General features: G+C 54.3%; 12 protein-coding genes. 1 reads left to right on the top strand and 11 read right to left on the bottom strand.

Translation table 11 applies throughout. From position 1 onward, the window contains the following. Nucleotides 1-22: 22 nt before the first annotated feature. The 11 genes from E6C51_RS18050 to ytfQ form a co-directional block, all read right to left on the bottom strand. Nucleotides 23-1,093 (bottom strand): ABC transporter ATP-binding protein, encoded by a 1,071-nt coding sequence (locus E6C51_RS18050; protein WP_190237021.1) that lies wholly within the window; start codon nt 1,091-1,093, stop codon nt 23-25. A 4-nt stretch (nt 1,094-1,097) separates the two neighbouring features. Next, nucleotides 1,098-2,609, bottom strand: a complete 1,512-nt coding sequence (arfA, locus tag E6C51_RS18055; RefSeq protein ID WP_190237022.1) for an arabinosylfuranosidase ArfA — start codon at nt 2,607-2,609, stop codon at nt 1,098-1,100. A 117-nt stretch (nt 2,610-2,726) separates the two neighbouring features. Continuing rightward, on the bottom strand, nt 2,727-3,656 hold the full coding sequence (locus tag E6C51_RS18060) for an ArsR/SmtB family transcription factor (RefSeq protein WP_190237023.1): 930 nt from the start codon (nt 3,654-3,656) through the stop codon (nt 2,727-2,729). Nucleotides 3,657-3,759: 103 nt separating this feature from the next. Next, nucleotides 3,760-4,614: a glycosyltransferase family 2 protein gene (locus E6C51_RS18065; protein WP_190237024.1), complete on the bottom strand. Its 855-nt coding sequence runs from the start codon at nt 4,612-4,614 to the stop codon at nt 3,760-3,762. 21 nt (nt 4,615-4,635) lie between these two features. Then, on the bottom strand, nt 4,636-5,901 hold the full coding sequence (locus E6C51_RS18070) for a rhamnan synthesis F family protein (RefSeq protein ID WP_190237025.1): 1,266 nt from the start codon (nt 5,899-5,901) through the stop codon (nt 4,636-4,638). Nucleotides 5,902-6,086: 185 nt separating this feature from the next. After that, nucleotides 6,087-7,865, bottom strand: coding sequence for an ABC transporter ATP-binding protein (locus E6C51_RS18075; RefSeq protein WP_146937485.1), 1,779 nt, complete (start codon nt 7,863-7,865; stop codon nt 6,087-6,089). Nucleotides 7,866-8,070: 205 nt separating this feature from the next. Next, nucleotides 8,071-8,817: a FadR/GntR family transcriptional regulator gene (locus E6C51_RS18080; protein WP_190237026.1), complete on the bottom strand. Its 747-nt coding sequence runs from the start codon at nt 8,815-8,817 to the stop codon at nt 8,071-8,073. Next, nucleotides 8,814-9,788, bottom strand: coding sequence for a galactofuranose ABC transporter, permease protein YjfF (yjfF, locus tag E6C51_RS18085; RefSeq protein WP_190237027.1), 975 nt, complete (start codon nt 9,786-9,788; stop codon nt 8,814-8,816). Before yjfF ends, E6C51_RS18080 begins: the two co-directional genes overlap by 4 nt. Further along, nucleotides 9,785-10,834: an ABC transporter permease gene (locus tag E6C51_RS18090; RefSeq protein WP_190237028.1), complete on the bottom strand. Its 1,050-nt coding sequence runs from the start codon at nt 10,832-10,834 to the stop codon at nt 9,785-9,787. The genes yjfF and E6C51_RS18090 overlap by 4 nt, the downstream gene beginning before the upstream one ends. Then, the gene (locus E6C51_RS18095) at nt 10,831-12,369 is read right to left on the bottom strand and encodes a sugar ABC transporter ATP-binding protein (protein ID WP_190237029.1); all 1,539 of its coding nucleotides are present in this window, start codon (nt 12,367-12,369) and stop codon (nt 10,831-10,833) included. Before E6C51_RS18095 ends, E6C51_RS18090 begins: the two co-directional genes overlap by 4 nt. A 96-nt stretch (nt 12,370-12,465) precedes the next feature. Continuing rightward, complete coding sequence (gene ytfQ, locus E6C51_RS18100) at nt 12,466-13,422, bottom strand: galactofuranose ABC transporter, galactofuranose-binding protein YtfQ (protein ID WP_186827839.1); 957 nt, start codon at nt 13,420-13,422, stop codon at nt 12,466-12,468. Between the two features lie 304 nt (nt 13,423-13,726). On the opposite strand from ytfQ, the gene E6C51_RS18105 reads away from it, so the two are divergent. Further along, the gene (locus E6C51_RS18105) at nt 13,727-14,665 is read left to right on the top strand and encodes a MurR/RpiR family transcriptional regulator (RefSeq protein ID WP_190237030.1); all 939 of its coding nucleotides are present in this window, start codon (nt 13,727-13,729) and stop codon (nt 14,663-14,665) included. The last annotated feature ends 29 nt before the right edge of the window (nt 14,666-14,694 follow it).

The following is a 14,694-nucleotide window of genomic DNA, read 5'->3' on the forward strand; positions in this document are numbered from 1 at the left end:
GACCTCCCAGTTTTATGTGGTCCTATCGCAGTCTTTGGCCTTCGCTATCGAAAACCAGTATCTTGCTGGCATCCGCCGTGAGACACACCGTGGTGCCATCCAGCCGTTGGCGTGAGCCCTGGCGTTGCACAATCACCTCACGGCCTCCCACCGTGCGGGCGTACAAATAGGAGACGTCGCCAAGTTCCTCTGCCACCTCGACATTGACCTTGATACCGCTGTCGCTGAGCCGAAAATGCTCTGGCCGAATGCCAATCTCCACCTCTTGCCCGATCTCAAGGGCCTGAGAAATTGGAGCCTCAAGGGTGTGCTCCCCTTCCGAAAGGGTCAGAGTGGCCATTCCATCCGTCTGCCCGCTGATCCGTGCGGGAAGAAAGTTCATGGCGGGCGAGCCGATGAAACCGGCAACAAAGCGGTTGTCGGGATTGTCATACAAATCCAGTGGTGCGCCCGCCTGCTGCAAGATTCCGCCCTTGAGCACAAAAATCTTGTCTGCCAAGGTCATCGCTTCCACCTGATCATGGGTGACATAGATCATGGTCGCGCCCAGTTGACGGTGCAGGCGGGTCAGTTCCAGCCGCATCTGCACCCGCAATTCGGCATCAAGATTGGAAAGCGGTTCATCAAACAGGAAAACCTTGGGCTGACGCACAATGGCCCTGCCAATTGCCACCCGCTGGCGCTGGCCACCGGAAAGCTGCGATGGCTTTTTCTGCAACTGCTCATCAAGCTGCAAAATCCGCGAGGCCTCGCCAACCCGGCGGAGCACATCCTCTTTGGGCGCCCGCGCCAGCCGCAAACTGAAGGCCATGTTTTCAAACACGCTCAAGTGCGGATAGAGCGCATAGTTTTGGAAAACCATGGCCACGCCGCGCTTGGCTGGCTCCATCTGCGTAACATCTTGCCCTTCAATCGAAATTGTGCCGGAACTGGTCTCCTCAAGACCGGCAATCATCCGCAGCAGGGTCGATTTTCCGCAGCCGGAAGGCCCGACGAAGACCGCAAAGCCACCGTCGGGAATATCCATGGATACGTCCTTGATCACGTTAAACGCACCAAAGGACTTGGCGACATTGGTGAGACGGACACTCATGATCTCACCCTACGCTGAAGCGCAGAACATGATAGGAAACAGCCGCCAATGTGCCCTTCACCGCTCCGTCTTCGATGCCAACACCGCTGCCTTGGGTGGGAACAATGTGTTCGGGCCGCTCTGGCGAGTTTACCGCGCGCAAATCATGCCCTTGCATCACCAGATGTTCGTTCAGACGGGCCTTGGGGAAACCGCCGAGCGAGACATCTAGCTCGGCACTTTCCGTCAGATGGCGATTGACGATAAACAGGGTGAGCGTATTGCCTTCGCGATCATGCACACCAGCAACATCGAGATAGCTCACATCATTGGCGGCATCGCAATCATAGGTGAGGCAATCCACCGTGATGTTCAGAGCATCCCCACGCCCGTAAAGCGATGCAAATTGATAGGGGTAATAGATTGTCTGCCGCCATGCTGGCCCGCCCTTTTCCGCGCGAATTGGCGCAATCACGTTCACCAACTGGGCGATACAGGCAATTCTGACCCGATCAGAGCGGCGAATAAACTCGTTCATCAGGCAGGCAACAAACAATGCGTCTTCGAAATTATAGGTTTCTTCCAGCAGTTCAGGTGCTTCCGGCCAATCCCAGGATTTCCAGCGGCGTCCATCCTCTTCAATATTGTGATACCAGACATTCCACTCGTCAAAGCAGATGTAGACGTCATTTTTGGCGCGTTTCTTGGCCTTCACATAATCAATCGTGCCGCCAATGGCCTGAATATAGCGGCCGGTCTCTTCGATCTTGCCGAAGAAATTCAGGGTGTCGCCGCTTTTATTGTCGAAATATTTGTGCAGGGAAATGTAATCAACATTCTCATAGCACTCTTCCAGCACCTGACGCTCCCATTCGGGATAGGTCGGCATTCTGTCATTCGAGCTGCCACACACCACGGCTTCGATGGATTTATCAAACAGCTTGAACGCTTTGGCGGTTTCATTGGCGAGCCTGCCATATTCCACTGCGGTTTTATGGCCAACCTGCCACGGACCGTCCATTTCATTGCCAAGGCACCACATTTTCACATCATGGGGCTTTTCAGCGCCGTGGCTACGGCGAAGATCGCTCAAATGGGTGCCACCCGGAAAATTCACATATTCCAGAAAATCGCGGGCATCCTCCAACCCGCGCGAGCCGAGATTGACAGCAAGCATCATATCAATGCCCGCTTTTTCAGCCCAGATTGCAAATTCGTTGATGCCAACCTGATTGGTTTCCTTGGAGCGCCAGGCGAGATCAAGGCGAACAGGCCGCTGATCTTTCGGACCAATCCCGTCTTCCCAACGGTAAGCAGATACGAAATTGCCACCCGGATAGCGGATCGCCGGTATTTTCAAATCCTGAACGAATTTCAAAACGTCCGTGCGAAAGCCATTGGCATCAGCGCTGGGATGGCCCGGCTCATATATGCCCGAGTAAATGGCCCGGCCCATATGTTCGATAAATGCTGAATAGAGACGATCATCAATCAGCCCGATGCGAAAATCCCGGTGAACCGTGACGCGCGCTTTCATGCAACTTCCTCCCATTGCATTAATACCCGTAAATTCGATATAAATCTATTTATTGGATATTAATGGCAAAGCAACGACTCATTGTCAACGCCGTTATGCTGCTCTGGAAAAGGAAGATCAGGCTTTCGTATGCAAGCGCAGGACAATGTCCTGCGCGTAATTGCCAAAGCCCCGGCCAAAAATATTCAAGCCACCGGGATGTCGAGCGTCCTGCTTCACCTCGATGCGAAGCCGGATGGAGCGATGCGACGACACATCGAGGTCGCGCAAATTGACGTTTGAAATCTTGATTCCATCAACAAAAGCGCCAGCCTCATTGACGCGCCACGTCTTCAACATACCGTATTGAGAACCGGACAATTTCCACCAATCGGGCGTATAGGTGCCGCGTTTATCACCAAAATCGCCGGGCGATGTCCAATCGCCAAGCTCAATTCCGTTCACAGAAATAGTGATATCCGAAGGCCAATTGGTATGGGTGCCAGGTACTTCAGAACTGACTTCCATCGAGAACTCAATTTCCTCAATTTGCCGGCCTTGAATACGGGCGTTATTGGGGAATTGATACTCAACATAGCCGGATGTGAACCACAAAAGCGCGGTTTTCATGCGCTCAGGGTCCATAAATGTCTCCGGCACATCCAAAAGCCCGATGATCCCCTCGGGTGAACAGATGCCGCAAGGGCCGGTTACCGAGCTATGGGTATAGAGCCCAAGCGGCATGGAGACCTCAATCATATTGGCGGCCGCCACCTGCTCACTCTTGTGAAACGTCACAATCAATTCATCGAAGGTCGCAAAACAGATTTTCTGGCTGCCCTTGCGGGCCTTGCGGGTTTCGGTGCGCAAAAGCCCGGCCGCCTCCAGCGAAGCGACATTGGACGACACGGAGGATTGCGGAAGCGAGAGCCTCTCGGCAATTTCATTCACATTGAGACCATCGGACTCATGCAGAATTTTCAAAATCTGAACCCGAACTGGCGATGCCGCCGCCCTCAATATCTCGAAGTCCTTCTCCGCATCAATCAAAAGAAAATTCTGCCGCATCCAGCCCCCGGAAGCCATTTTTGTTATATATCTATATTTTGGATATACATGACAAAAGGATGAATGTCGACAGGAATGCGGATCACGATCAATGCTGATTGGCTCAGTTCAGGTCATTGCCCTTCCGCATGCTGAGCACACCGCGGCAAAATCCGCCAAGCTTTGCTCTGCGGCGGCTGGAGAACCAATTGAACGGCAGAAGGCTCGATACAAAACAATGCCAGGCAGCACTCAAAAGAGGCGCAGGCCGGTGATGCTTTTTGCCCGTATAAATCCGGGACTGGGCCATATGAAACGCCTTGAAAGCGGCTACAGTGGGCGATCGCCCGGAGGAATAGCCCTTGGCGTGAACCACCCCGGAATCGCGCACAAACATCAACGGGCCGAGCGCTTTAAGCCGCAAAGACAGATCATCATCCTCGTGGTAGAGGAAAATTTTCGGATCAAACCCACCGATACTGTCGAACAGCTGTTTCCTGACGAAAATTGCAGCCCCACTCAGCACCGGCACCTGGCAATCCGTATCCGGCCAGCCTCTTTTAAGATGTTGCGCGCGCGGAAGCAGGTAAGAGCGACGTTTGAAATAGGCGCTGCCATCCGAATTGATCAGCCGCGGATTATAGGCCGACGCCTCAGGATAGGCGTGGGCGGCGCGCAACAAAGCCTCAATCGCCCCCTCTTCCACCCGCACATCGGGATTGAGAAAAAGCAGGTAAGGTGTTGTGGCCTCTGCCGCCCCGGCGTTGCAGCCGCGTCCAAACCCTTCATTTTGTGCCAAGCGGACAATTTTCACGCGGCGGTCAGGTGCAAACTCTGGAAATTTATTGGTTCCACCATTGTCAACCAGAACAATGGAGACACCCAGCGGCAGGCTATCAATGAGACCGCCAATGATCTCGCTGCTATTGTAGCAGACCGACACCACCGTCACATCCTCAAGGCGGAATTCATTCTTCATCATAGGCATCCATTGAACGGTCTAAATAAGGTCTGTGGACGGTGAAATGACATCCACTGTATATCCTGCATTCTGAACGAAGACACAGAACATGCGCTCAAATGCATGCTGCAATGTGCTGCGTTTCTTGCCATTCTCCGCATCGAAATCGCCCAGACCAATTCCCATTTTTTGCACCCCGGAAAGAGCGGGCGGGCGAAACCAGAACATCGTTCCGACGAAAAACTGAATATCCTTTGGATCGATCTCAAGGTGCGCGCGTGCAAAAACGCGCTGCATAATCGGCCACTCACTCTTGATATAGCTTTTGATGCTGCCGCCGCTGGACGGCAACAGCAGGTTTTTCGGCCCGAGCAGACCAAGCTCCGGCTGTGCTGCAAAAGCCTTTGCCGCTTGGTGAAAATTGCCATTGGCCAGCAACGATGCCAAAATATAACGGCGAACCCGCAAACCAAACGCGGTTTCCTTGCCATCCTTTTTTGACAGCTTTCCATGAATTTTGCAGACTGCCGTATATCGATCAAAGGTGCCTTTGGAGAGAAGCTCCAGAAATGGCCCGACATCCCGGCCACGATTTTCGGTTGCAATCAATTGCGCCTGAGGGAAACGCTCGGCAATTTGGGGGAAATGCTCGCCAGCATCGGCGCTTGCCGTCACAATCAGATCAGCACCCGCGCAGTCATGGCGAAGAATGGCTTCAATCTCCGGCCAGGTCTCCCAATAATGCATGTGGACATAGACACAGAACCGACCTGAAACCTCAGAATGCACGGGCTGTTTTGAGCCTGTCAAAGGCCGCTCGGCGTCCGAAAGCCATTCCCATCCACACCCATCAATAGAACGATCATCAAGACCGTAGAGACGCAGGTAACGAAACTCGACATTCTGGGTGGCAAACCGTGTCAGATCCGGCAAGGCTCCGCCCCGCACCACAAGCTTTTCCCCCGGACCAAATCGCTGCAATCGGCGAGGCTTTATGGCGGCTGCCAAGCCAGCCCCATAAAAAACGGCCTTCGTGATTTTAGCGCAATGCAAAGACATGGGTGTTGCATTGGACGCTGCTTCGCCAGCTTGAGGGGTTACTGTGATCATGCCTGCGGAAAGCGGGCGTTTCAGCTTCAGGAGATAGGTCTGACCAATCTGGCTGGAAAACAGCACGCAGCCGCGCGCGGGATTATCACAATCGACAAGCTGTACAACACTGGCAGGGGTGCCTCCGCGCAACGTCAGGCGATAAAAGCCTTTGTCGAGGCGAAAGGATGCAGTTGGCACGGAAATATCGACCATTTTCTTCCACCAACAACGACAGGATGGCGGCACCCGCCACGGCGTTTACGACATTGAGCCTTTGGGCACCCAAAGGATGCGCAAAGGCTCGTTATACTCTTTCAGAAGTGCTGCATGACGGTGCGCGAACCTATCCCGGCTTGCACAATCATAAAGCGTTTAGCAGACACGCTTTCGCTTCGTCCTTACAGCAGCATTGCCTGCTCTGCGGTTGGCAAAAGCTGCAATTCATACAAACGCCGGTAAGGTCCGTCGCGTGAGAGCAACTCTGCCGGGCGACCTTGCTCTGCCACAGCACCATTTTCCATCACCACGATATTATCCGCAAATGTGATGGTTGAAAGGCGGTGGGCAATCATCACCGTGGTGCGATCTCGGGTCAGGCGCGTCAATGCTTCACGGATCAGATGTTCCGACTCGGAATCCAGCGCACTTGTGGCCTCGTCGAGGATCAGGATTTCAGCATTGCGCAGCATGGCGCGCGCAATGGAAATCCGCTGTTTTTGGCCGCCCGACATATTGCCGCCGTTTTCGCCCACGTCACTGTCATAGCCATGTGGCATGCGCATAATGAAATCATGCGCATTGGCAGCCTTGGCGGCCGCAATGATCTCTTCATCGGAGGCACCTTCACGACCAAGCCCGATATTGTGCTTGACGGTTCCAGCAAACAGGAACGTGTCCTGACCGACATAGGCAATTCGATTGCGCAAGGACTCAAACGTCACATCGCGCAGATCCTGACCGTCAATCATCACAGAACCGCTCTCCGGATCGTAAAGACGCATGGCCAGATTGATGATGGAGGATTTGCCACCGCCCGAAGGACCAACCAGCGCCGTGGTCTTGCCCGCTGGAAAATCCAGATTCAGATTATCAAACAGACGGTGATTTTCCTTGTAGGAGAAATTCACATTGCGGAAACTGATTTCGCCCTTGCCAGCAGCAAGCTCGACCGCATTGTCTTTTTGGCTGAGATCAATCGGATGATCGGCAAGCTCATACATCATCCTCACACCAATAAGGCCTGTTTCCAGACTGATGCGCATTCTGGCCAGACGCTTGGCGGGCTCATAGGCCAAAAGAAGTGCCGTGATGAAGGACATCAACTCACCAGGCGTATTGCCCTCCTGCAACACCCAAATGCCGCTCAGCGCCACAACGCCCGCGATTGCGAAGCCAGACAGAGTTTCCATAATCGGGCTGGAGGCAGCTTCCAGCTTGGCGATGCTGTTTGAGCGCTGCTCGACCTCGCCAACATATTTTTCCATCCGTGCATTCATGTAATCTTCAAGACCAAAGGCCTTGATGACCCGAATACCTGTGGCGGTTTCCTGCACATTCTGGATAATCATCCCCAGCGATGCCAGTTCCTGCTCCATGATCTTTCTCACCTTTTTGGTGAGATGGCGCACGCCATAGATGGCACCCGGCACAATAATGGCAGAAAACAGCGTCAGCGATGGCTGCTGGATGACCATAACGGCCGCAAGCCCGATCAAGGAAAACAGATCGCGCACAAAAGACGTGACGATAAGATCGATAACCGAGCGGGCGGCTTGCGCATTGGTGGTGATCCGCATCAACAATTCTGACGACGGATATTTGGAATAGAACGAAATGCCTTGCTTGAGAATGCGCGAGAACAGCATTTTCTGGGTTTTGGCAATGATGTTATTGCCAGCGCGGCTCAGAAAGACCGATTGAATGTAGCCCGCGATGCCTTTGATGAAGAAGATGACCGCAACCATGATTGCGACCTCAAACACCCTGTTGATGTCTTTCGAAACCACAGAGCTGTTGACAATATCGCGCATGATCCACGCACTGGCAGATGTCATGGCGGCAACAACAATCATTGCAAGAATGGCAATGCCGTACCACGGGGCCTGACTCTTGAAGTTCTCAGACAAGAGCCTGAAAAGCAGGGTCTTGTTTGCATTTGAAATAAACTTAGCGAACATACAGTTTCAGTCCTTCAATGCGGCAATCAGCAAGTTGCGCATTTCAAAGTTCAATGCCTGCTCTTGACGAGCAACACATTCCAACGGAGCCACCCGCATATCGGGCTTTAATGGCCCGTCTTCGGCGGAAATTCAAGTGGTATCAAATTTTGCCAACTTGAACTGTGGTCGCTGAGCACGCTTCTGAGCCCTATTAAGCCAAGATTTAAGGACTGCGGGGAAAATCAATCGCCATTTGGACGTCATGCTCAATCGTTGCGGTCATGGCCAGGCCCGCCTCAAGCGCGAGACCCCGTTCAATTGCGCCCACCAATTGATAGTGTTTCTGGAAGACAGGCGTCAGGTCCACCACCTGTTGCTCATGCACAATGGTGCGATACGCCAAAGCATGGGATAGCTCAATCACACCTTGCAAGGCGCGGATAAACGGATTGCGCGCCGCTTCCGCAATAATGCGATGCAATTCGAAATCCGCCAGACAAAAGCTCTGGGGCTCGTTGAGCGCAAGCTCCATCTGGCGCAGCCAGTAATGCATCAAGCGAATCTGATCGCCGGAATGATGGGTCGCCGCATCACTCGCCGCCTGGGGTTCCAATGCATGGCGCACATTGTGCAGCCCGCGAAGAAATTCTTCGTCTGGCCCGGCTTCAAGACACCATGCCAGCACTTGCGCATCATAGAGGCTCCATCGGCTTTGCTTGACAACTTTTGTGCCCACTTTGGGTCGGGCTTCAACCAGCCCTTTAGCCTCCAGTGTTTTCAGCGCTTCGCGCAGCACCGTGCGCGAAACGGCAAATTCATCCATCAAGGCAGCATCATTGGGCAGGATGGAGCCAACCGGAAACCGGCCAGAGATGACACCGGCACCCAGCTCATTGATGACATGAGAATGAAAATTGCGCGCTGTGACCCGTCCGGACAGGGAGCGCAGAAGGCTCCCCGGCTCAATCATACCGCAGCCTTTTTCTGCCGCGAGCGTCCGCCCGCGTGAAAGACCAGCTTTTGCAGCAGGATGAACATGAACAACAGGGCACCGATTGCAATTTTTGTCCACCAGCTCGAAAGTGTTCCGTCGAACACGATATAGGTCTGCACCAGCCCCTGTAACATCACGCCGATCAGGGTTCCAAAAATAAACCCGTAACCGCCGGTGAGCAGCGTGCCGCCTATCACCACGGCCGCGATGGCGTCAAGCTCGATGCCAACGGCTGCAAGAGGATAGCCCGCCGATGTATAGAGCGAATAGACAATGCCTGCCAAGCCGGAAAGCATGGCGGACAGCGCATAGATACCCACCGTGACCGGCCCGGTGGGAACCCCCATCAAAGCCGCAGATGTTGGATTGCCCCCCAGAGCGTAGATGTAAGAGCCAAAGCGCGTGCGGTGGGCAATGAAGCCGCAGACAACGAACACAGCCAGCATCAAAAGCCCGATCGCGCTCAGGCGACCACCGCCGGGCAGGTGAATATACATGGAGGAAATGGTCTCGTAGAATGGACTGTTGATCGGCAGGGAGTCTTGTGTCAGCACCGAGGCAATGCCACGCGCCAAAAACATGCCCGCGAGCGTGACAATGAAAGACGGCACTTTCAGAAAATAAATCACCGCTCCCATGATTGCGCCAAAGCAGGCGGCCATCACCAGCACCAGAGAAAACACGATCAGTGGATCAATGCCCTTGTTGATCAGCATGGCCGCAACCACGCCGGTGAGGCCAATCACGGCACCGATGGAAAGATCAATACCGCCGGAGAGAATGACAAAGGTTGCCCCCACCGCCGCAATGCCCAAAAACGCATTATCGGTGAGGAAGTTGCCAAACACCCGGGTTGAAAACATCGCCGGATAGCGCATGACACACAGCGTATAGGCGACAATGAAAATAAGAGTGGTGGCTGCCAAAGGCCGATAGCGCGGGTTCATCCTGCCTTCTCCGAAGTCTGAATTTTTTCCGAAGTCTGAATTTTTTGAGGTGCGACAGGCATTTTACGCTGGGCCCAAAAGCCTATCAGCGTGGCCACGCGATCAGATTGCAGCACAAGAATGACGATGATCACCATGGCCTTGACGATCAGGTTGAACTCTGGCGGCAGACCCGAGACGAGAATGCCGGTGTTCATGGCTTGAATAATCACCGCCCCCAGCACAGACATGGGGATGGAAAAGCGCCCGCCCAGCAGCGAGGTTCCGCCAATCACCACGGCCAGAATGGCGTCCAGCTCCAACCACAAACCCGCGTTGTTGGCATCGGCACCGCGAATGTCTGCCGCAGCAATGGTTCCGGCAATGCCCGCACACAGGCCGCCAAAAGCATAAACGGCGACAATCAGGGTGCGACTGCGCAAGCCTGTATAATTGGCGGCGGAAAGATTGGTGCCAATGGCCTCAATAAACAGGCCAACAGCGCTGCGGCGCATGAAAATATGGGTTGCCAGCATCAACACAAAGGCAATCACCACCGGCATAGGCAAGCCCAATACCGAGCCTGTGCCGACAAAAACAAGGGCAGGATCGGTGAAGGTAACAATTGAGCCAGAGGTGATCAATTGCGCAAGGCCCCTGCCCGCCACCATCAACACCAGCGTTGCCACAAACGGCTGGATACCGAGATAGGCCACCAAAGCGCCATTCCACAACCCACACAACACCCCAACCGACAAGGACGCCAAAAGCGTGACCACCAATGGCTGACCAGCCACCGCACAGGTGGCGGCAACGGCACCGGCCACGGCCATCACCGCACCCACGGACAAATCAATGCCACGGGTGGCAATAATGGCTGTCATGCCAATGGCCAGAATGGCCACGGGTGCTCCGCGATTTAACACGTCAACCAGGCTGCCAAACAGGCGGCCGTCACGCCAGGCAATGTCAAAAAAGCCCGGAAACACGAGCCAATTGAGCAAAAGCACGGTCGCCAATGCTGCAAATTGCGGCTTCATGAAAACGGAAAGTGATGAGATTTTCATGCAACAGCCCCTTCTGGCTGGGTGGCCCCGTCTGGCTGGGCAGCAATGGTTTGCACAATGACGTCGGGTGTAATGTCGGCCCCGTGAAGCTCGGCCACCATTTTGCGATCCCTCATCACCACAATGCGCGATGAATAGCCAACCACCTCATCCAGCTCCGAGGAAATAACAATCAGTGCTAAGCCATCTTCGCGCAATCGGCTGATCATGCGGACAATTTCAGCATGCGCTCCCACATCAATGCCGCGTGTCGGCTCGTCCAGAATGAGAAAGCGTGGATCCGTTGCCAGCCAGCGCGCCAGAATAACCTTTTGCTGGTTGCCGCCCGAGAGCAGTTTGATCGGCAATTCAGCAGACGCTGTGCGAATGTCCAGCGCTTCGATAAACTGTCCGGCGATTTCCATCTGCTCGTCGCGGCTCAGAGCGCGAAACCAGCCAAGCTTACCTTGCATGGCAATAATAATGTTCTCGCGCACCGAAAGATCACCGAAAATACCGTCGGCACGTCGGTCTTCAGGGCAAAAGCCGAAACCGAGATCAATGGCATCGCGCGGAGAGCGCACCCGCAAGGCCTTGCCATCCACTTTCAATTCGCCGGTGCTGGCAACATCGATGCCAAACATCAGCCGCGCCATTTCCGTGCGCCCGGAGCCAAGCAGACCGGCCACGCCAATCACTTCGCCTTTGCGGATGTTCAGCGCAAAGGGCGCGACTTTGCCATCCAGTCCGTAATGCTCAAACTGCATCATGCTTTCGCCAGCCTCGGCCTCAACACCAGCCACAGCATCGAAGTGCAAGGAGACATCCTTGCCCAGCATCATGCGCACCACCTTGGTACGATCGAGACCATTGATGACTTCACTGCCAACAAGGCAGCCATTGCGCAGCACAGTCACCCGGTCACACAATTCAAAAACCTGATCGAGAAAATGGGTGATAAAAACAATCGCCAAGCCTCTGGCCTTGAGGCTGCGCACAATTTCAAACAGCTTCAGCACTTCAGAGCGATCAAGGCTGGCGGTTGGCTCGTCCAGAATAAGCACTTTGCCCGACAGCTCCACCGCGCGTGCAATGGCGATGATTTGTTGAACGGCTACGGAAAATGTCGAAAGCTCGGCCCGCACGTCAATATCAAGACCATAACCGGCAAGAATGGTGCGCGCCTGACGCTCCATGCTGCGCGTATCCACCAATCCAAACCGGCGCGGCTGGCGGCCAATGAACAGATTGTCGGCCACCGTCATATTGGGCAGAAGATTGACTTCCTGATAGACCGTGCCAATACCGGCACTTTGCGCCTGCTGCGGTGTTGAAAAGCTCATGGCCTCGCCATTGACCAACACCAAACCACCATCGGGCGAATAGGCCCCGGTGAGAATCTTGATCAGCGTGGATTTACCAGCGCCATTTTCACCCAGCAGGGCATGAACCTCGCCCCGTTGAAACTGGATATCGACATTGTTCAGCGCCACCTGACTTCCGAAGGTCTTGGTGATGCCCTTTGCCGCAAGCACGGCAGTTTCACTTTGCGTCATCTCGCCACTCAATCATCTTCAGGCATCTTCAGGAAGCATTATCGAAAAAAAGGAACCGCGCTGGCGCAAAAGCCAACGCGGTTCCTTTAACAACGCTTAGTAGCCAAGACCCTTGCGGCGCTCATATTCGCCCTTTGGATCATCCGCAGGGGTGTAGAGCTTGGACTCGGTGATGATGAATTTCTCAGGCTTTTTGCCGTCCTTCAGATAGGCAGCAAGCGCATCAAAGGCTGGACCCGCCATGTTAGGCGTCAGCTCTACCGTGGCATTGGCTTCGCCTGCCGCCATGGCCGAGAAAATATCCGGCACGCCATCGATGGAGACCACCTTGATGTCTTTGCCCGGCTTCAAGCCGGCATCCTTGATGGCCTGAATGCCGCCCACGGCCATATCGTCGTTGTGGGCATACATGGCGCAAATGTCTTTGCCGCCATTTTCGGCCTTCAAGAAGCCTTCCATCACTTCCTTACCCTTGGCGCGGGTGAAATCACCTGTCTGGCTGCGCACAATGGTAATGTTGGGGTGCTTGGCAATGGCTTCTTCAAAGCCCTTCTTGCGGTTAATGGCAGGCGTTGAGCCAACCGTGCCCTGTAGCTCGACCACTTTGCAGGCCTTATCCCCAACAGTCTTGACCAGCCAGTCACCTGCAACACGGCCTTCCTTGACCTGATCGGATGCAACCGATGTCAGATAAAGATCCTGTGGCGCATCAATACCGCGGTCGAGAAGAATAACCGGAATTTTCGCTTCCTTGGCTTCGTTCAGCACGGATTCCCAGCCGGTCGCAACAACTGGTGCCACCAAAATCGCATCAACACCTTGCGCGATAAAGCCACGGATGGCCTTGATCTGGTTTTCCTGCTTTTGCTGCGCATCGGCAAACTTCAAGGTGATGCCGCGCTTTTCAGCCTCCATTTTGGTGACCGATGTTTCGGCTGCGCGCCAACCGGATTCTGAGCCGATTTGCGAAAAACCAACCGTCAGACTGGCCGCCATTGCTGTCGAGCAGGTAAGCGCCATCATGCTCACGCCAAGCGCGAGTTTGCAGATCATATTCATTGAAACCCTCCCAAAAAAGACACCACCTCCAATGGCATCTTCACTATTCATAAGCAGATTTCAAAATCGTGTAAAGGGCATTAGTAGTATTATATGTGCTGCACTGCAACATGCGTTATTTTTAATCTTTTTGCAGCACTGGCCGCAGCATTTTCCGCCGCATCGCACAAAAAACTCGCAACCCTCCAGGATGCACAGAAAGAGCGCATATTTTCCTTGATTGATCTAAAAATATCTATACTGGTTTCATTATGATATTTTTAGATCAATCCTCACCCCCTCAGTCCAAGACGTGTTCATGACCTCACCGCAAGACCGCATGTCGATTTCCCAGAGGATAATCCACGCCACATTGTCGCCTGCCCATCGGCAGATCGCAGATTATGTGCTGGATTACCCTTTGCGGGTTGCCGCCATGCCAGCTGAAGATCTTGCCGAGATTGTTGGGGTCTCTGTCCCGACGGTCAATCGGTTTGCCCGCGCGCTTGGCTTTTCGGGCTATGCCCAATTTCGCGCCGATCTGGTGCTCGGCTATGAATCGGCCTTGGCACCGGTGGAAAAGCTGCGCGCAAAGCCGCAGCAATCCGTAGTCCCCGCCGACGTGTTTGCTGACACGCTGGCCACCATGGCGCGCAATGTGGAACGCACCCGCCAGGCACTGGACCTTGATATTCTGGCGCAGGCGGTTGATGCCATTTTGTCCGCGCGGCGCATCTATATTATCGGGCTTGGCAGCAGCGCATGGCATGGCGGCCTGCTGCTGCGGCGGCTCGATCTTTTTTCCGATGATGTGCGGCTTTTGGCCAATATTGAAGGAGCCTCTTTCTCGGCCCGGTCGCTGCGTGGCATTAAGCCCGGTGATCTGGTCGTGGCCATCGCCTTTCCGCGCTATATGGCCGACACGATCACCCTGTCAAAGCGCATGGCTGATGCGGGCGCGCAGGTGCTGGCCCTCACCGACAATGCCAGCTCACCGCTGGTTTCTCACGCCACCATGACGCTGTTTGCCCATGTGGAAAGCGCCTATTTTGCCAATTGCGAGGCGAGTGCGCTGGCGCTGATTGAGGCGTTGACGGCGGCCGTCGCCCACGCATCAGGCCGGTCCATGCAAGCGGCAACAGAGCTTGCCGATACCGTGCTTCCCTATCTGCATGGAGGGCATTCAAACGCCTTTCGAGCCTCTGCCAAGCCTGCATTGATCGATGACATCCCAGATGATGACGCCGATCTCAGCTGATCTTTTCTCTGCCAATTTCTGACCGAGCA

It is taken from the genome of Gillisella terrae (assembly GCF_004801395.1).
In the GTDB taxonomy this organism is placed as follows: domain Bacteria; phylum Pseudomonadota; class Alphaproteobacteria; order Rhizobiales; family Rhizobiaceae; genus Allorhizobium; species Allorhizobium terrae.

Excerpts from the sequence above, each read along its gene's own strand:
- ytfQ (WP_186827839.1), bottom strand. The coding sequence starts at position 13,422 with ATGATCTGCAAACTCGCGCTTGGCGTGAGCATGATGGCGCTTACCTGC.
- E6C51_RS18095 (WP_190237029.1), bottom strand. The coding sequence starts at position 12,369 with ATGACGCAAAGTGAAACTGCCGTGCTTGCGGCAAAGGGCATCACCAAG.
- E6C51_RS18070 (WP_190237025.1), bottom strand. The coding sequence starts at position 5,901 with ATGGTCGATATTTCCGTGCCAACTGCATCCTTTCGCCTCGACAAAGGC.
- E6C51_RS18065 (WP_190237024.1), bottom strand. The coding sequence starts at position 4,614 with ATGAAGAATGAATTCCGCCTTGAGGATGTGACGGTGGTGTCGGTCTGC.
- E6C51_RS18060 (WP_190237023.1), bottom strand. The coding sequence starts at position 3,656 with ATGCGGCAGAATTTTCTTTTGATTGATGCGGAGAAGGACTTCGAGATA.
- E6C51_RS18105 (WP_190237030.1), top strand. The coding sequence starts at position 13,727 with ATGACCTCACCGCAAGACCGCATGTCGATTTCCCAGAGGATAATCCAC.
- E6C51_RS18090 (WP_190237028.1), bottom strand. The coding sequence starts at position 10,834 with ATGAAAATCTCATCACTTTCCGTTTTCATGAAGCCGCAATTTGCAGCA.
- E6C51_RS18075 (WP_146937485.1), bottom strand. The coding sequence starts at position 7,865 with ATGTTCGCTAAGTTTATTTCAAATGCAAACAAGACCCTGCTTTTCAGG.
- arfA (WP_190237022.1), bottom strand. The coding sequence starts at position 2,609 with ATGAAAGCGCGCGTCACGGTTCACCGGGATTTTCGCATCGGGCTGATT.
- yjfF (WP_190237027.1), bottom strand. The coding sequence starts at position 9,788 with ATGAACCCGCGCTATCGGCCTTTGGCAGCCACCACTCTTATTTTCATT.
- E6C51_RS18050 (WP_190237021.1), bottom strand. The coding sequence starts at position 1,093 with ATGAGTGTCCGTCTCACCAATGTCGCCAAGTCCTTTGGTGCGTTTAAC.
- E6C51_RS18080 (WP_190237026.1), bottom strand. The coding sequence starts at position 8,817 with ATGATTGAGCCGGGGAGCCTTCTGCGCTCCCTGTCCGGACGGGTCACA.